Source organism: Duffyella sp. Ts4 (assembly GCF_051851875.1).
Lineage (GTDB): Bacteria > Pseudomonadota > Gammaproteobacteria > Enterobacterales > Enterobacteriaceae > Duffyella > Duffyella gerundensis.
This window is the reverse complement of sequence record NZ_JBLYPN010000003.1, coordinates 200096-215684: the sequence shown is the minus strand read 5'-3', so window position 1 is coordinate 215684 and position 15589 is coordinate 200096. Positions and strand designations below refer to the sequence as shown.

18 protein-coding genes are annotated in these 15589 nt (G+C 52.2%); 10 read left to right on the top strand and 8 right to left on the bottom strand.

Annotation, left to right across the window (positions count from 1 at the left end; all coding sequences use genetic code 11):
- Positions 1-86 precede the first annotated feature (86 nt).
- Both ACJY2L_RS06425 and ACJY2L_RS06420 read right to left on the bottom strand, forming a co-directional pair.
- Positions 87-1634 (bottom strand): methyl-accepting chemotaxis protein, encoded by a 1548-nt coding sequence (locus tag ACJY2L_RS06425; RefSeq protein WP_439213266.1) that lies wholly within the window; start codon positions 1632-1634, stop codon positions 87-89.
- A gap of 104 nt (positions 1635-1738) precedes the next feature.
- The gene (locus ACJY2L_RS06420; RefSeq protein ID WP_439213265.1) at positions 1739-3265 is read right to left on the bottom strand and encodes an FAD-binding domain-containing protein; all 1527 of its coding nucleotides are present in this window, start codon (positions 3263-3265) and stop codon (positions 1739-1741) included.
- A 353-nt stretch (positions 3266-3618) separates the two neighbouring features.
- On the opposite strand from ACJY2L_RS06420, the gene ACJY2L_RS06415 reads away from it, so the two are divergent.
- Positions 3619-4482 (top strand): helix-turn-helix domain-containing protein, encoded by an 864-nt coding sequence (locus ACJY2L_RS06415; protein WP_439213264.1) that lies wholly within the window; start codon positions 3619-3621, stop codon positions 4480-4482.
- Between the two features lie 5 nt (positions 4483-4487).
- On the opposite strand, the gene ACJY2L_RS06410 is transcribed toward ACJY2L_RS06415, so the two are convergent.
- On the bottom strand, positions 4488-5243 hold the full coding sequence (locus ACJY2L_RS06410; protein ID WP_264289912.1) for a DeoR/GlpR family DNA-binding transcription regulator: 756 nt from the start codon (positions 5241-5243) through the stop codon (positions 4488-4490).
- Between the two features lie 82 nt (positions 5244-5325).
- On the opposite strand from ACJY2L_RS06410, the gene ACJY2L_RS06405 reads away from it, so the two are divergent.
- The 4 genes from ACJY2L_RS06405 (at position 5326) to ACJY2L_RS06390 (ending at position 7212) form a co-directional block, all read left to right on the top strand.
- Positions 5326-5934: an NUDIX domain-containing protein gene (locus ACJY2L_RS06405; protein WP_439213263.1), complete on the top strand. Its 609-nt coding sequence runs from the start codon at positions 5326-5328 to the stop codon at positions 5932-5934.
- Entirely contained in the window at positions 5919-6284 is a 366-nt protein-coding gene (locus ACJY2L_RS06400) for an NUDIX hydrolase (protein ID WP_439213262.1), read from the top strand. The genes ACJY2L_RS06405 and ACJY2L_RS06400 overlap by 16 nt, the downstream gene beginning before the upstream one ends.
- Positions 6285-6400: 116 nt before the next feature.
- Positions 6401-7027, top strand: a complete 627-nt coding sequence (locus ACJY2L_RS06395) for a TetR/AcrR family transcriptional regulator (RefSeq protein ID WP_439213498.1) — start codon at positions 6401-6403, stop codon at positions 7025-7027.
- Positions 7028-7029: 2 nt separating this feature from the next.
- Positions 7030-7212, top strand: a complete 183-nt coding sequence (locus tag ACJY2L_RS06390; protein WP_225701801.1) for a hypothetical protein — start codon at positions 7030-7032, stop codon at positions 7210-7212.
- A gap of 171 nt (positions 7213-7383) precedes the next feature.
- On the opposite strand, the gene ACJY2L_RS06385 is transcribed toward ACJY2L_RS06390, so the two are convergent.
- On the bottom strand, positions 7384-7611 hold the full coding sequence (locus tag ACJY2L_RS06385) for an antibiotic biosynthesis monooxygenase (protein WP_439213261.1): 228 nt from the start codon (positions 7609-7611) through the stop codon (positions 7384-7386).
- A 105-nt stretch (positions 7612-7716) separates the two neighbouring features.
- On the bottom strand, positions 7717-8070 hold the full coding sequence (locus ACJY2L_RS06380) for a DUF4440 domain-containing protein (protein WP_439213260.1): 354 nt from the start codon (positions 8068-8070) through the stop codon (positions 7717-7719).
- 86 nt (positions 8071-8156) lie between these two features.
- Between ACJY2L_RS06380 and ACJY2L_RS06375 the strand changes: the two genes are divergently transcribed.
- Positions 8157-8369 (top strand): hypothetical protein, encoded by a 213-nt coding sequence (locus ACJY2L_RS06375; RefSeq protein ID WP_439213259.1) that lies wholly within the window; start codon positions 8157-8159, stop codon positions 8367-8369.
- Between the two features lie 47 nt (positions 8370-8416).
- Entirely contained in the window at positions 8417-8602 is a 186-nt protein-coding gene (locus tag ACJY2L_RS06370; RefSeq protein WP_439213258.1) for a hypothetical protein, read from the top strand.
- A gap of 13 nt (positions 8603-8615) precedes the next feature.
- Here ACJY2L_RS06370 and ACJY2L_RS06365 read toward each other — a convergent pair whose 3' ends face one another.
- The gene (locus tag ACJY2L_RS06365; protein WP_439213257.1) at positions 8616-9128 is read right to left on the bottom strand and encodes a GNAT family N-acetyltransferase; all 513 of its coding nucleotides are present in this window, start codon (positions 9126-9128) and stop codon (positions 8616-8618) included.
- 130 nt (positions 9129-9258) lie between these two features.
- Here ACJY2L_RS06365 and ACJY2L_RS06360 point away from each other — a divergent pair, with 130 nt between their 5' ends.
- On the top strand, positions 9259-10029 hold the full coding sequence (locus ACJY2L_RS06360) for an arylamine N-acetyltransferase family protein (protein ID WP_439213256.1): 771 nt from the start codon (positions 9259-9261) through the stop codon (positions 10027-10029).
- A 170-nt stretch (positions 10030-10199) separates the two neighbouring features.
- Here the strand turns inward: ACJY2L_RS06360 and cspE are convergent, their stop codons facing one another.
- Positions 10200-10412 (bottom strand): transcription antiterminator/RNA stability regulator CspE, encoded by a 213-nt coding sequence (gene cspE, locus ACJY2L_RS06355; protein ID WP_067436543.1) that lies wholly within the window; start codon positions 10410-10412, stop codon positions 10200-10202.
- 376 nt (positions 10413-10788) lie between these two features.
- Positions 10789-11010 (bottom strand): hypothetical protein, encoded by a 222-nt coding sequence (locus ACJY2L_RS06350; RefSeq protein ID WP_439213255.1) that lies wholly within the window; start codon positions 11008-11010, stop codon positions 10789-10791.
- A gap of 588 nt (positions 11011-11598) precedes the next feature.
- On the opposite strand from ACJY2L_RS06350, the gene mqo reads away from it, so the two are divergent.
- On the top strand, positions 11599-13254 hold the full coding sequence (gene mqo, locus ACJY2L_RS06345) for a malate dehydrogenase (quinone) (protein WP_439213254.1): 1656 nt from the start codon (positions 11599-11601) through the stop codon (positions 13252-13254).
- A gap of 1097 nt (positions 13255-14351) precedes the next feature.
- A complete protein-coding gene (locus ACJY2L_RS06340; RefSeq protein ID WP_067436552.1) occupies positions 14352-15281 on the top strand; it encodes a RepB family plasmid replication initiator protein in 930 nt (309 codons plus the stop codon).
- Positions 15282-15589 lie beyond the last annotated feature (308 nt).

Here is a 15589-nt window from a genome sequence, read left to right as displayed (position 1 = left end):
ACCGACAGAACACAAGAACTTGCATCCCGGCCAACATATCGCGCCTGACCCAGAAACGGCAATGCTCTCAGGCCAGGCGCGACAGGCTATTCGGTAGCCAGACGGAAGGTGGAAACGGAATGGGTCAGATGCTGCACCTGCTCTTCCAGCGACGCCGACGCTGCGGCAGACTGCTGAACCAGCGCGGAGTTTTGCTGAGTGACGCTGTCCATCTCGGTCACCGCCTGTTCGATTTGACCGATGCCACGGCTCTGCTCATCAGATGCGGTAGAGATATGCGACATCAGCACATCAACCTGACTGACCGAGGCGATGATCGCGCCAATCGCCTCTTCGGTGCGGGAAACCTGATCGGACCCGGCGCGAATGTTATTCACCGATTCTGCAATCAGACTTTCAATCTCTTTCGCCGCCACTGCGCTGCGCTGCGCCAGGTTGCGCACTTCACCGGCTACCACAGCAAATCCGCGGCCCTGCTCGCCTGCACGCGCCGCTTCCACCGCGGCGTTGAGCGCCAGAATATTAGTCTGGAACGCAATGCTGTTAATCACGCCGGTAATGTCTTCGATTTTCTTCGAGCTGCTGTTGATCAGCCCCATGGTGACGATCACTTCCTGCGACACCTGCTCGCCGGTTTTCGCGTTCTTCACCGCTTCGCTGGTCAGGCGGCTCGCTTCAAAGACGTTTTCCGTGTTCTGTTTCACCGTTGCGCCCAACTGCTCCATACTGGCTGCCGTTTCGGTTAGCGCTGCCGCCTGCTGCTCGGTGCGGGAGGCGAGATCGACGTTGCCGAGGGCAATTTCCTGCGATGCGCCAGCAACGGTATGCGTGGCGTTACGTACCTGAGAAATGATATTGGTCAGCGAACAGCGCATCTCTTCCAGTGTGCGCATCAGTGCCTGAATCTCGCTGCGTGACGACGCATTGACCGGCACCGGCGTTGCCAGCATGCCCTGCGCGATCTGCGCGCAGTGCTCACGGGCGCTGTCCAGCGGCACCAGCACAAAGCGGCGCAGGAAGATCAGCACCGCGCCAATCATCAATAAAAACACCACGCCGAAGGCGACGATCAGCCCGATACCCAAACGAAAGTGGCTTTGCGCATCCTGATTTAATGCTTTGGCATAGGCTTCATGTTGCGCCAGTACCTGATCCAGCACCTGCTCATACTGATGATCCAGTTTGATCACCGTCGGCAACTGCGCGTTAAAGCGCGCCGCATCGTTGGCCGTGGCCGCGTCAATCAGCGGCTGAATCCCCTGATCGCGGTACGTTTGGTAGGTGTCGCGATAGCGCTCGGCCATTGGGGCTTCATCTGCCAGCCGCGGCGCCGATTGATAGGCGTTAAACGCCGCATCTGCCTTGCCGAGAATCACCTTGATATTACTGAGATCCTGCGCGGACGGCAGCGCGCCTGGTGCTTGCTGCGCAGTCATGTATTCCATCAAACGCACGCGCAGGGTGCGGCTGTGGTTGATGGGATCGATGATCGACAACACCACACGGATCTCTTTATTCACCGCATCCAGTGAATGATTACTGCGGGTCAGCAGCCAGACGTTTGTTACCATGCTGGCAAAAAACAGAATAAACAGAAACAGCAGAACCAACAGCGAGGACTTTTTCAGGGACATGTTTTTACTCTCAAATGAGATGGCTATCCTGAGAATATCGGCATGGCCGGAGAAAGGTTTATGGTGGCAAGGCGGTTATCTGTTCAGCAGGCAAAAGCGCCGGACTAAAACAGATCGAGCTGACCGGAGGCGTTCACCGCGCGCTTTTTTGGCTTCTTCACGCCGTTTCGTGCTGGTGCTTTAGCGCTGGTGCGTTCACGAACTGGCCTGTCTGGCTGAATACCGTGCGCCAGCCGCAGCGCCGCCACCTCTGCTTTGGCCTGTCGGTGAGCCTGCGTAAAGTCCACCAGCGGCAGCGGATAACCACCTTCATCGGTCCAGCCCGCCTGTTTGCGCAGGTTAGCGGACATCAGCCAGGGTTCAAAAATCCACGCATCGCTGACGTTACGCAGTTCAGGCACCCATTCACGCACAAACCGGGCATCGGGATCGAGATTACGCGCCTGGGTCACCGGATTGTAGATACGCAGCACGGTATGCGCTGAGGTGCCGCTCTGCATATGGATCTGCGGATAGTGAATGCCAGGCTCAAAGTCAACAAACTGCCGCGCCAGCCATTCCGCCACCGGCCTGCCCGGCAGGGAGAGCGACCAGGTCGCAGCGGAAACTAACATGGCGCGCATACGAAAATTTATCCAGCCGTAATGGTGCAGGTAGCGCATGCAGGCATCGACCAGTGGCCAGCCGGTTCGGCCCTGTTGCCAGGCCTCAAAACGCACCCGATCATAAGGTCGGTTCAATGCGCCCATCTGCGGCACCACCGCGTTATGCTCAATGTCAGGGCGATCTTCCAGCTTTTGCATAAAGTAGCAGTGCCATTCGAGCCGCGTGGCGAAAGCCGCCAGGCTCCGGCTCCATTTTGCCGAGGCCGCATGCTCGCGCGCCTGCTGAGTCCGCTGCACAATCTCCCGCAGGCTTAACGTGCCGTAAGCGATGTGCGGGCTAAGCCGTGAGCAGCTCGCTTCGGCGGTGATCGGCGAGCTGATCGAGCCGCTGTAGCTTTCGCCGCGACGATGCAGAAAATCGTGCAGAATAGCCAGACCCGCATGGCGTCCGCCGGGCTGCCGGCCATCGCAGCGATCGTCTTCGTCGCAGACGTTTTCCGGCCACTGCGTCGGCGTCAGCCCGCTATAGTCATCCACAAAATGGGCATGTTCGTAAACCGGAAACAGCGGCCGCGCCGCCCAGCGCTGCCAGTGCGCCTTGAAACGCTCGCGGCGACGTGAAACCGGACGGCACACGCCGTTCTGCGCATATTCCTGCCAGTTGCAGCCTTCGCGACGGCACCAGGCGGCTACCGCCAGATCGCGTTGATAAGTCCAGAGATTGCCGGTCTCTTCATGGCTGTGCAGGGTAAATACGCCGTGACGTTGTTTCAGGCCAATCAGCGCATCGGTGACATCGCCGGACACGACCTGTAATTTGCCGCCCATGTTCACCAGCTGCTGCGCCAAATCCGCCAACGATTCACGCACAAAGCGCCACTGTCGATTGCTGGTGTCGGTCAGCGCCCAGTATTCCGGTTCAATGACATAGAGGCAGAGCACCGGCCCGCCGCGACAGGCACGAAACAGCCCTTCATGATCGTACGTGCGCAGATCGCGCTTGAACCACACCACCTGCAAACTCATCAGGGCTCCTGTTTTTCTCTGCGTCATTATCCGATTTATGATAATAACTGCGGCTGCCTCAGTTGATATTAGTGCAGAAAGAAAACCGCTGTGAAATTAATAAATAAGCGGCCAGCCGCGGCGGCGATAGCGCCGTACGCAGATAGGTTTTCACTTTACATTCAGCGAGTTGAAAATAATGCATTTTCATCGGCAAAGATTGGTAGTTTGTTATTTTTGCTATATATTTTCTGCTGGAATGCCGCAGGAAAGGTGAACGTGCTTATTGCTCACAACCTTTTCATTAATACAATAAATTTAATGCGCATTTCAGAATGTTTTTATTATTTCAGCGAATAACCCCAGGGTGAATAATGAAAAGCTTTACGCGCGATCTTATCGTCTGGATTGAGCAGAATCTGGATAAAAAAATTATGCTGGATGAGGTGGCCAGCAAAGCGGGCTACAGCAAATGGTATTTGCAGCGGCTGTTCCTGCAGGAAACCGGCATTAATCTCGCCACCTACATTCGTCAGCGCCGCCTGTCAGAATCGGCCATCCTGTTGAAAATGACCGATATGCCGGTGATCGATGCAGCTGAACGTTTCGGATTTAGCAATCAGCAAACCCATACCCGCACCTTTGGCCGCCATTTCAGCATGCCGCCGGGACAGTATCGCGTCTCCCGCGACTGGCATTTCGGCGGCTTGCAGCCGAGCCTTAACGACAACTGTGACAGCCTGCCGCAGCCGGAAGTGGTTTCCCTGACGCTGCCTCCGCTGCAGGGCATAACCTTCAGCTATATTTGCCCCAGTGAAACGCTGGGCAACCCGGCATTTCATGCTCAGCATCTGCAGCGCGCTCTGCAAAGCGCCGAGGGTCAGCTGATGGGGAAAAAGCCACGTTACATCGCCGAGCGCTATGAACCGGCCGGGATGACCGACAGCATCCGGTTTGTGCTGACGTTTTACTGCGACATCGACGGCGAAGCGCAACGGCAGGAAACGCCGGTGGATGGCCGATTCCTGCGTTTTCGCTTCGACGGTAATATCAACGAAATGGTGGCAATGCAGGCTGATATCTATCGGCATATTCTGCCCGGCCGTGCCGAAGCGCGCCGCGACGGCCCCGACATTTTTAGTCTTGATGCGCAGCAGGGAGAGAGCCTTGATGCGGCCACCTTCAGCGGCTTTTACCACTTGCCGGTTACCCACGAACAGACGGTAGCCGCCGACTAATGACTTCAGGCTTTAATGACGCTCAGGCCTGCTGCGGCGAAGGGTTTCAGCACCTGTTCAGAGGTTTCGGCTGCGACCACCAGCGTATTCACCATGCTGATGTCGCCGATGACCCACGCTGAGGCACTGTTGAGCTTCTCCGCTGACGCCAGCACTACGGTTTCAGCTGCCCGGGCAGACAGCGCTCGCTTGATACACGATTCCGCATAGTCGCCGGTGCTTAATCCCGCTTCCACATGAATGCCGGTTACGCCCATAAAGAAAATATCGGCACGAATATGCGCGATGCTTTCCATCGCCGCGGCACCTACCGCCACCAGCGAATGTTTATAGAGCTGGCCGCCAATAATGATCACCTCGATTAACGGATAATCTGCCAGCCCAAGCGCCACACTGGGGCTGTGCGTGACCACGGTAAAACGCAGATTCCGGGGAAAAAAGGTGATCAGCTCGGCGGTAGTGGTGCCGCCATCAATGATCACCACCTGCCCTTCGGCGATCAGTTCGGCCCCTTTTTTAGCGATGATGCGCTTGGCATCCAGCTGCACGTTTTTGCGTTCCGAAAAGGTCACCACGGCCGCTGAGGCAGGCAAGGCGCCGCCGTGCACCCGCTGCAGTAATCCTTCCGCCGACAGCTCGCGCAAATCCCGCCGTACGGTATCTTCTGAAACGTCAAACTCTTCGCTGAGCTGTCGTGATAGCACCTGGCCCGCTGCGGCCAGCTTGTCGAGGATGAGCTTCTTACGTTGCGACGTTAGCATGGTCATTTCCTTTGCACGATATTGCTTGTGTTTGCACGTTTATGCGCACTATGATGCAAATTCTACGGATTAAGGGGGTTTTATGCAATCTGAACGTGCAAAAGTACGCATGATAAAAAGTGAAGTGTTATCCGACGACTGGTATTCGTTAAAGAAATATACCTTCGATTATCCGCGCCGGGACGGTGAATGGCAGCGTCAAAGCCGTGAAGTCTACGATCGTGGTAACGGTGCGGCCATCCTGCTCTACAACCTTGCCCGACAAACGCTGATTCTCACCCGCCAGTTTCGCTGTCCACTGTGGGTCAATGGCCATTCTGGCTTGCTGCTGGAGGTGCCCGCCGGCCTGCTGGATAACGAAGCGCCGGAAGTGCGCATCAAAGCTGAAGCGGAGGAAGAGACCGGTTATCGCATCGAACAGGTACAAAAGGTGTTTGAGGCGTTTATGAGTCCCGGCTCGGTAACGGAAAAGCTGCATTTCTTTATCGCGGAATATGACGCCAGCCATCGCGCCGGAAGCGGCGGCGGCATCCGTGACGAAGGAGAAGATATCGAAGTGGTGGAAATGGCCTGGGCTGACGCGCTCAACGCCATTGAGAACGGTGAAATCACCGATGCAAAAACCATCATGCTCATTCAATACGTTGCCCTGAAAGGCATCATGCGAGGTTCATCATGCACGCACAGCTAATTCTGATTGCCGGTCCTTATCGCAGTGGCACGCAGGGCGATCCTGTATTAATCCAGCAAAATTTAGCCCGCCTGGAAGCGGCCGCCCTGCAGGTTTATCAGGCGGGCCATGTGCCGGTGATTGGCGAATGGCTGGCGCTGCCGCTGGCTCACGCTGCCGGTTCTCAGCGCCTGGATGATGAGATTGCCGAGTCGATGCTTTATCCGGTTGCCCATCGCCTGATTAGCCGATGCGATGCGATTTTTCGTATCGCGGGCGCATCGAAAGGTGCCGATATGGATATCGAAGTGGCAAAAAAACGGGGCCTTAAGATTTATACCGCTATCGAACAGATTGATATCGTCAGCTAACTGCCGCTGGCCGCTGGCGGGCAGTCAACGCGGATAACCTTATGCAAAAGTGTGCTTTCACATTGTAGATTGATCGATCTACAATGATTGCACATTTGTTCAGGTGATAATCGATGATGAAGAAAACAGCCGGACGGCCGCGACAATTTGATCCCCAGGCGTTTCTTGATACTGCGCTGCACGCTTTTTGGCGAAACGGCTATCACGCCACCTCGCTGGCTGAACTGAAGAAGGCTTCGGGCCTTGCCAGCGCCAGCATCTACAAACTTTATCCTGATAAGCGCAGCCTGTTTCTCGCGGCGCTTCAGCACTATATGGAAGCCGGGCTGACACGCCTTCACCAGCGCGAGGCCTCGCTTTCTCCTGAAGCCGCCCTGCGCGAAACGCTGGATTTTGGGGCGCTGCTATCAACCGGCCCCGATGGCGAAAAAGGCTGTTTTTCCATTGCCGCCGCAAACGAAATGCTGCCCGGCGATGATGATGTGCGCCGTAAAATTGAGATGATGTTTCACGGCATCGTTAGCCGCCTGACCGCTATTTTGCGTCAGGGACAGCAGCAGCAGGTTTTTAGATCGGATGAAGATGCGCAGGCGATGGCGGAAGCGATCTTTATGATGCTTGAAGGCATGCGCGTGTATGGCAAGATTCAGCCCGATATTGCAACATTGCGCGCTGCTAACGCCTTTATCGTCCGCTCGGTGTTGAAGACCCATCCGCCCGGGCCGCTCGCCGGGGAGGAGTGACGATGTTTATGCCTGGCATGGTGGTAAAGCAGAAAGGGCGCTGGCGGCTGATGGTAGTAATGACGGTTGAGGAAGAACGGATTACCTGCGGCTGGAGCGCAGCCGGGCGATTTCATCAGCAGTGCTTTCCGCCGCAGGTGCTGCGCATCTGCTCGCCGGCTGCAGACGTCTGGCCAGTCAGCTGATGCTGAGCGCAGCCGTTGATGGTATGTGCAGCGAATTGATTTGCCAGAGGCGACAATGATGCGCAGTGCGACTTCAGGTCGATCGCCCTCTCGCCTTGCCACCGTGCTCGGGAAATTAGCCAGGCGCCGCAGAGTTAGCCGGTTTTAGGGGGCTGTACCGGCTTGCCAGCGTTATTTAAAAGCTCTGATCTGCAAATAGTCCTCAACCACGCCCCATTCAAACAGCGTTTCATCGCTGAGCAGACAGCGCTGTACGTCATCTCGGGCACGCATGTAGTGCTCATCAAGGTGCTCGCTGTCCGCATTTAACCAGGTTTCACGCGAAGGCCACTGCGCATAAGCGATGTAATCGCCATTGGCCTGACGATGCAAGCGGGAACCGAGACTGCCGAGGCGCAAGTAGATTCCTGGGTTCGCTTCAGCCATGCTGCTTCAAAGGTCGCTTCTTTACCGGGAATAACAGTGAAGCGGTATACCGCAATAAACATTTCCTTTCCTTCTGGTTCAGCATTCCGCAGCGGGCGTGCCCTGATGAAAAAAGAGCTGCCAGCGTGAGGCGTCATTCATGACCCAGTATGAAGTGCGTAACGTGCTGCGCGTTCCGTCCTGATTATCGGAGTGGTAATGCAGCAGCGCGTGACCCGACGCCACTGTCACCAGCTGATAATCAGTGCCAGCGATCGGTTGATGTACCGGTTCATTAATCAGCGCACTTAGCGTCTCGGCGCGGCTTACCGAGGTGCCGGAACGGGTAATTTCGTGAAAATCAGCATGCAGAATCGCGTCAAGCCAGCCAGCATCTTTGCGCTTTTCAGCATGCAGCGAGCGTTCCAGTGCAATCAGGGTTTCTAACAGCATGATGTTACCTCGGAGGCATTTTGCTGATGGGGTCAGTGCGATGATATTGTGCACAGAGACTTTTTTGCGTGGAGCTGAGTGCGGTAATGATATCGATAGAAAAATCCGATCCGACATCGGCGGAATCGCAGCGGCTTATCGCACAGCTCTCTGCGGTGTTAGCCGACATTACCGGCGATGAGGGCAAAGGCCATTTCTCTTCCGATACGCTGAGTGCGCCGCGCGCGTTATGGGCACTGGCTCGCAATCATCACGGTGTGGTGCGATCAGGCCGCTTTCGGCATCCACCGCTGAAGTAAAAAGGGTCTTTTCCACAGGAGAAATCCCCGGCACCGGCGCAGCGCTGATGCGCTTCCTCGAAAATAATGCCCTGCTGCTGGGCTATTGCGATATCTGGCTGGCGACCCGCCTTATTAACAGCGGCGCCGTGGCGTTTTACCGCCGTCAGGGCTATAACATCATCGATAATTATGGCGATTATGTTGGCCGTGAGGAGACGATCTGTCTGGCAAAGCGGCTCGATCCTCGCTAACAAGAGTTGTTCCTCACAGATCCATTGCCATAATGCAGACGACACTTTGCTGTGACGCGGTGCTGAACGTCACTTCGCGGATCGTTTTCATGCCCCGGGCGGCATAAAACTGCTGCGCTCGCCGGTTCTGCTGCAAGACTTCCAGCCATAACATGGGCCGCTGTTGCTCGCGTGCCAGCGTGACAACCTGGTCAAACATCTGTTTACCGCTGCCGCTTCCCGTTTCAGCTGGATGCAGATAAAGTTTATTCAACATCACACCCGAGAGCTCGCTGTTCGGTATTTCGGCGGACCAGGTGACTTTTGCAAAGCCCACCGGATGGGCATTTTCCGCTATCCACCAGCTGACATTATCGTCAGAAAGGCTGGATTCCAGCTGCGCAAGACCATAATCCGCTGCCAAAAAGGCATCCAGCTCGCTGGCTGACTGCCAAAGATGGGCGAAATGAGCGCGATAAATCTCAGCACCCAGCCGATGTAATACGCTTTTGTCTTGCTGGTCAGCCTTGCGAATCGTGAGTGTCATGATATTCCCTGAAATTTTCCGTTCATTACCTTAGCGCACGCATGGAAAAATGCTGGCTAAAAAGGGTTTTATCATAGCGTTTTGGCTACAGGTTAACGCTCATGCATGCTCAATCCGCGCTTCAACGTTTTTGCGACACTTTTTCTTTTACGCCAGACATGTCTGCCGACCTTCCTGCATTGCAGGCGTTCAGCAGTTCTATGTTCAACATCTGCCGTTTGAGAATATCGACGTCTTACTCGGCAAGCCGATCAGCATCGAGCCTGCGGATGTTATTGAAAAGTTGCTGATTAACCGGCGTGGCGGCTACTGTTTTGAGCACAATACGCTGTTCAGGCTGATGCTCGAAGCGATGGGCTTTAATGTTTCCACCCATCTGGCAAGAGTGGTGTGGGGCGCAGCGGAGAACACGGCATCACCTGAAACGCATATGGTGTTGCTGGTGGAACTGCAAGGCAGGCAATATCTTGCTGATGTCGGTTTTGGTGGCGTCAGCCTTACCCGGCCGCTGTTGCTTGAACCGGGAGAACAGCACGGTTTTATCCTGAAACAAGACGATAGTGGCGACTGGTTGCTGGCGGCTAACCTGAACGATAAGGCGCGTCCGATGTATCGCTTCCATCAGCGCGCGTGCGAAGCCGTGGATATTGTGGTTGCCAATCATTTTGTATCGACCTGGCCACAATCACATTTTCGTCATCATCTGCTGATGGCGAGAATCATAGATGGCGTTCAGGTAAATATGTCTGATTTGCGCCAGACCACGCATGGCGAAACGCGCAGAGAAACGCACGTGCAGAACTTTGCCGAATTTTGTTCACAGGTTAAGGCTCTTTTCACCGATGAACAGGCCATCTCTGAGGCTGAACTTGAGGTGATTTATCGAAAGGTCGGTCAGTAAGGGTCAGGCGGATAGCGAGCGGCGGGCAAAATCAGAAGGTTAAGATCATCATGCGGCGGTAAACAGCCGTTCGAAAAAAACAAAAAACCCGCACGAGGCGGGTTTTGTCGCTTATATCGTTGCTTATCTGCTCAGGCTAAGCCGTTATCACAGATACAGCGGTCGATATATTAGATAGCTTTAACGTTTGCAGCTGATGGGCCTTTAGCGCCCTTCTCGATGGTGAAGGTCACGGTCTGGCCTTCGTCGAGAGTTTTGTAATCATCGCTCTGGATTGCAGAGAAATGTACGAATACATCTTTGCTGCCGTCCTGAGGAGTGATAAAGCCAAAACCTTTACCAGCATCAAACCATTTTACTGTACCAGTCATTGTATCAGACATGTGATATTTCCTTTATTTATGAGCCACTTAAAGCGGCGAAAGATGGCCTGTATCGCAGAGAGAAACTTACTTGGCACTTAGGAGGAGGCTCACGAAGAAGGATATCAAAGGATAACACTTGAGCTGAGGACTGCTTTACTAAAACTGCGTTCATAAGGTCTGTGTTCCAAACCGATGACGCTATTAAGCCATGGTCGGACTTACTACGCAATGTTTATTTCAACTTAATAATAATACGGACGGTTTTGTTCTGCCGTGCACGACGACAATGCTGACAGGTCTATAGAGGGAACTGCATAAAACAGATGGCAGCTCAGACCACAGCGGATTGGGTTGACCGAAAAGAGACAACCTGAAAATTTTCGGCCAACATCTCTTACTCTGCTCTACCGTTTTTTACCGCCTGCCAGAGCTGAGCGCGAATGCGCTTCTGCTCAACGGGATCGGCTTCTGATTCCAACGTTTGCATCAGTGCAAGGATTTCAATTTCCAGCTCTCGCTGCCTGGTCGGCTGCTCTGCCACCTCGTTCATGGCGGGTCTTGCGGGAAACGTCAGGACATTGCTGCCCGATGCTGACTCTTTCTTCTGCGCTGCCATAATGCCTCCTTCTTTATGTGTTTGATCTCCGCTCAGCCTGTAATGCCGGGCAATCGAGCTGTAATAAAGATGAAACCTGGTAGATGTAAGAGAAGAAGTCTGGTTGAAACAGCTCAATAAGCAAGCGATGAGATGAGGATGTTTTTTACACTCCAGTCACAGCTGGACCTGAGAAGCGATAAGGCGCTAATTAGCATAGTATTTAACATTAATTTAATGTTTCATCTTCATTTCTCTTTTGACGTCTATTGGCTTGTTCAAAGCAAAATAGCGTCACTCTTAATCAGATGATACTGCGTAATATATTCACTCCGCGATTGTTACGGCCAAAACGATATAAATTCTGTTCAAGAGCAGTGCCAGATCGTGGTCATAAATTTGACTTATCAAGCTTAAAATTGAATCAAACTTGTTAACATTATAAATAACAGGGTTTTTATTAATTAAAATAATAACAATCACTTACTTCTTATTTTTCATCTGTAAACGCAAGGTCACTGAAATGTGAGTAAATATGATTTTAAATTGTTAACAATTGCGATAAAATAAATTTTCATTATTCAATAATTGTTTATCAAAGCTGCCTACATGTCACAAACTCCTAAGAAATTTGTTCCCGTTATTTCCCTTTTGGCCCTGCTCTGCTCTACCGCTCATGCTGAAAACGCAACGGAGAAAACCGATGTGTTACTGATCGGCGGCGGTATTATGAGTGCATCTTTAGGCACCTTACTGCAGGAACTTCAGCCCGACTGGAAACAGTTAATGGTTGAAAAACTTGATGGCGTGGCGCTGGAATCCTCTAACGGCTGGAACAACGCCGGTACTGGCCACTCAGCCAACATGGAACTGAACTACACGCCACAGCGCGCCGATGGTTCGATTGACGTCAGCAAAGCGCTGGAGATCAACGAAGCCTTTATGATCTCTCGCCAGTTCTGGTCATCTCAGGTTAAGCGCGGCGTGCTGGATAATCCGCACTCGTTCATTAACTCCACACCGCACATGAGCTTTGTCTGGGGCGACACCAACGTCGATTACCTGACCAAGCGTTATGAAGCGCTGCAACACACGACCCTGTTCCAGGGTATGCAATTTTCTACCGATCAGAATCAGATCAAAAAATGGGCGCCGCTGATCATTGAAGGTCGCGATCCTAATCAGAAAGTGGCAGCAACCTGGACGCCGGTTGGTACTGACGTTAACTACGGTGAGATCACGCGCCAGCTGGTTGGCAGCCTGAAGAAGAAAGATAACTTCACGCTGGAAACCTCAACGGAAGCCACGGCATTTAAACGCAATGCCGATAATTCATGGCATGTCACCGTGACCGACGTGAAAAGCGGTAAAGAGCACAATATTGATGCGAAATACGTCTTTATTGGTGCTGGCGGCGGCGCACTAAAACTGCTGCAGAAAACTGGCATTCCTGAAGCAGATAACTATGCAGGTTTTCCGGTAGGCGGATCTTTCCTGGTAAGCGAAAATCCAGAGATTGCCAAAATGCACGGCGAGAAAGTGTATGGTCAGGCATCGGTAGGTGCACCGCCAATGTCTGTACCGCATCTTGATGCGCGTTTCCTTGATGGAAAACGCGTGGTGCTGTTTGGACCTTTCGCCACTTTCTCTACCAAGTTCCTGAAGCACGGTTCTTTCATGGATCTGCTTGGCACCACCACCACTAAAAACGTCATTCCTATGACCGATGTGGGTCTGGATAACTTTGATCTGGTGAAATACCTGATCGGCCAGGTGATGTTAAGTGATGACGATCGTTTTGCTGCGCTGAAAGAGTACTACCCTTCTGCACGTAAAGAAGACTGGAAATTGATCCAGGCGGGTCAGCGTGTACAGATCATCAAGAAAGACGCTGAGAAAGGTGGCGTGCTGAAACTGGGAACTGAAATTGTGACCGATCAGCAGAAAACGCTGGCTGCACTGTTAGGCGCATCGCCTGGTGCATCTACTGCGGCACCCATCTCTATCAATGTGATGAAGAAGCTGTTCCCTGAACAGTTCAACTCGCCTGAATGGCAGAGCAAAATCCGTACGATTGTGCCGAGCTATGGTGAAACGCTGAACGGTAATACTGCGCTGACGCAGAAAGTATGGGACGAGACGGCAGCTACGCTGCAGCTCACCAAACCACCGGTCATTAATATGAAAGAGGGTGCGCCTGCTCCGGCAGCTGAGCCTAAGAAAAAAGAAGCCACTAACAGCCCACAGCACGATATGGCGCTGTAATAAGCCCGATGTATCAAACTGCCCTCGCCTTGTGCGGGGGCTTTTTTATGGCCCCGGCAAAAATAAGTGAATTTACTTATTGTTATGCTGAGCTGCTTGCAGCAGGGATCCACAGCGAAAACAGCAGAAAGTTATCCACAGAAAATGGGGATAGGCTGTGTATGAAAAAGTATAAAACTGAATTTTCTCTGGTTAAGCGAACAGGGCTGAGAAAAATGAGCACGCTAAGTGTTTAAAAGTCATGCCGTTGACCGCTCGGTATTTGGCTGGCTGACTATTTTTTACGCTTTTGGTGGCAAACTGATGACAATCTGCTGCTGTTTGTGCTGAAACAAAGTGTATGGCTGAAAAATCCATCCTTACCCTCCAGAAAAGCCATGATCCGTACATATTTTGTTTTATTGCTAAAAGCGCGCGCTTGCTGCCTTTTGAGCAATGTTGAGCAAAACGTTACTCCTGACATCAAAACGCGCTTTGCAACTCCGTGGGTTCCTTACAGAGCCTCTCTTTACCCTCATCTGGCCCATAACGATCTTGATCGGAGGCATTCATTAATGCGTCGTACGATTTGGCCCGATCCTTTTCCAAGATCGTAATGCGATCGCCACTATGATCCTGTGTTGCATCTCTGCAATCGTTCGTAGAAGGATCTGCTTATTACTGTCAATGTTGGGTGCTTTTTTAAACAGATTGCTACATCAGCTTATGCCGCAGTAGGTATCCGTAGCGCTCGCCGCAAGCGACTGAGTCAGTTTTATGACGAAGGCGTGAGGAAGCGCCATATCGCGGTTGCTCAATAGCGATGCTTTCACGTTAATGTCGAGCGGAAACGGGTAAAACTTATCCACTTATACAGTGAATAGATCCTAATATAAGATCCTTATAGTTCCTGAATAGATCCAAAGAGATCCCTGATCGTCTCAGGCCAGACATACCAAGGGCTGAGAGGGTGATCGCATTCACTGTAATGAGTAAACTGTTCACTGTAATCAGCACAGTGTTCACTATAAAGAGTGGTATGTTCACTGTAAACAGTGCTAATGTTCACTATAATCAGGACATTGCTTTTTCCATCCACAAAAAGAAGATCCGAAGCCATGGCAGATAATATCAATGAAAACAAAGGATTGATTGATCCTTTTCTGTCAGTGACCAAACATAATGGTGAAGTTATTCAGCTTCATCCCAATAAAAATAATACCGTTCAGCCTGTCGCGTTGATGCGTCTTGGGCTGTTTGTGCCGACACTAAAGTCCACGGCCCGCGGCAAATCAGGTGCGATGGCTTCTACCGATGCCACTAAAGAACTCAAGAACTTAACGCTGGTGAAAGCGGAAGGTTATGAGAAGATCACCATAACCGGCGCCCGGCTGGATATGGATAACGATTTTAAGACCTGGGCCGGGATTATTCAGTCGTTTTCCCGCTATCCCTGCAAAGGCGATACGGTGACGCTGCCTTTTGTTGATTTCGTGAAGATGTGCGGTATCCCCTCTTCCAGTTCATCAGCGGCGCTGCGTAAAAGGCTCGATGCTTCATTACGTCGCATCGCCACCAATACGCTCTCCTTTGAAGGCAACGGCAAAGCCTATCACACGCACCTTGTGCAATCCGCCTATTACGATCGTGAAAAAGACATCGTGCGTATTCAGGCCGATCCCAAGCTGTTTGAGCTCTACAACTTCGACCACAAGGTTTTGCTGCAGCTCCGGGCTATCTCCCGATTGAAGCGCAAAGAGTCCGCACAGGCGCTCTATACCTATCTGGAGAGCCTTCCAGCCAATCCGGCACCCGTTTCCCTTGCTCGTCTGCGTATGCGCCTCAATCTGGCCTCCAAGACCACCACGCAAAACCATGTGGTGCGTCGTGCAATGGAGCAGTTGCAGGAGATTGGCTACCTCGATTACACCGAAGTGAAGCGTGGCCGTGCCGTCTATTTCATTATCCATAATCGCATGCCTAAGCTGGATGGTATTCAGTCGATTGAAGATATCGCTGAGTTTACTGACTTCCCAGTTGAAGAGTAAAATTTCCTTTATTATCAATAAGTTGCAAAGCCATCAAGTTAGAGCATTCACTATAATGAGCGTGAGCTGATGTCGATAGCATTCACTGTAATCGGCAAACGTTCACTGTAATGAGTGCTTAATCCCTTCTGCTAAACGTTCACTGTAATGAGCAGCGCTGCTTGCAGCATGACCTCATTCCAAACGTTCACTGTAATGAGCACTGCTGGGCGGCTGATCATTCACTGTAATCAGTAACGTTCACTGTAATCAGTAAAATGTGCGCTTTCACTAACGTTCACTGTAATGAGCAGCATTTCAAAACCCTC

Excerpts from the sequence above, each read along its gene's own strand:
- ACJY2L_RS06425 (WP_439213266.1), bottom strand. The coding sequence starts at position 1,634 with ATGTCCCTGAAAAAGTCCTCGCTGTTGGTTCTGCTGTTTCTGTTTATT.
- ACJY2L_RS06420 (WP_439213265.1), bottom strand. The coding sequence starts at position 3,265 with ATGAGTTTGCAGGTGGTGTGGTTCAAGCGCGATCTGCGCACGTACGAT.
- ACJY2L_RS06415 (WP_439213264.1), top strand. The coding sequence starts at position 3,619 with ATGAAAAGCTTTACGCGCGATCTTATCGTCTGGATTGAGCAGAATCTG.
- ACJY2L_RS06410 (WP_264289912.1), bottom strand. The coding sequence starts at position 5,243 with ATGCTAACGTCGCAACGTAAGAAGCTCATCCTCGACAAGCTGGCCGCA.
- ACJY2L_RS06405 (WP_439213263.1), top strand. The coding sequence starts at position 5,326 with ATGCAATCTGAACGTGCAAAAGTACGCATGATAAAAAGTGAAGTGTTA.
- ACJY2L_RS06400 (WP_439213262.1), top strand. The coding sequence starts at position 5,919 with ATGCACGCACAGCTAATTCTGATTGCCGGTCCTTATCGCAGTGGCACG.
- ACJY2L_RS06395 (WP_439213498.1), top strand. The coding sequence starts at position 6,401 with ATGAAGAAAACAGCCGGACGGCCGCGACAATTTGATCCCCAGGCGTTT.
- ACJY2L_RS06390 (WP_225701801.1), top strand. The coding sequence starts at position 7,030 with ATGTTTATGCCTGGCATGGTGGTAAAGCAGAAAGGGCGCTGGCGGCTG.
- ACJY2L_RS06380 (WP_439213260.1), bottom strand. The coding sequence starts at position 8,070 with ATGCTGTTAGAAACCCTGATTGCACTGGAACGCTCGCTGCATGCTGAA.
- ACJY2L_RS06375 (WP_439213259.1), top strand. The coding sequence starts at position 8,157 with ATGATATCGATAGAAAAATCCGATCCGACATCGGCGGAATCGCAGCGG.
- ACJY2L_RS06370 (WP_439213258.1), top strand. The coding sequence starts at position 8,417 with ATGCGCTTCCTCGAAAATAATGCCCTGCTGCTGGGCTATTGCGATATC.
- ACJY2L_RS06365 (WP_439213257.1), bottom strand. The coding sequence starts at position 9,128 with ATGACACTCACGATTCGCAAGGCTGACCAGCAAGACAAAAGCGTATTA.
- cspE (WP_067436543.1), bottom strand. The coding sequence starts at position 10,412 with ATGTCTGATACAATGACTGGTACAGTAAAATGGTTTGATGCTGGTAAA.
- ACJY2L_RS06350 (WP_439213255.1), bottom strand. The coding sequence starts at position 11,010 with ATGGCAGCGCAGAAGAAAGAGTCAGCATCGGGCAGCAATGTCCTGACG.
- mqo (WP_439213254.1), top strand. The coding sequence starts at position 11,599 with ATGTCACAAACTCCTAAGAAATTTGTTCCCGTTATTTCCCTTTTGGCC.
- ACJY2L_RS06340 (WP_067436552.1), top strand. The coding sequence starts at position 14,352 with ATGGCAGATAATATCAATGAAAACAAAGGATTGATTGATCCTTTTCTG.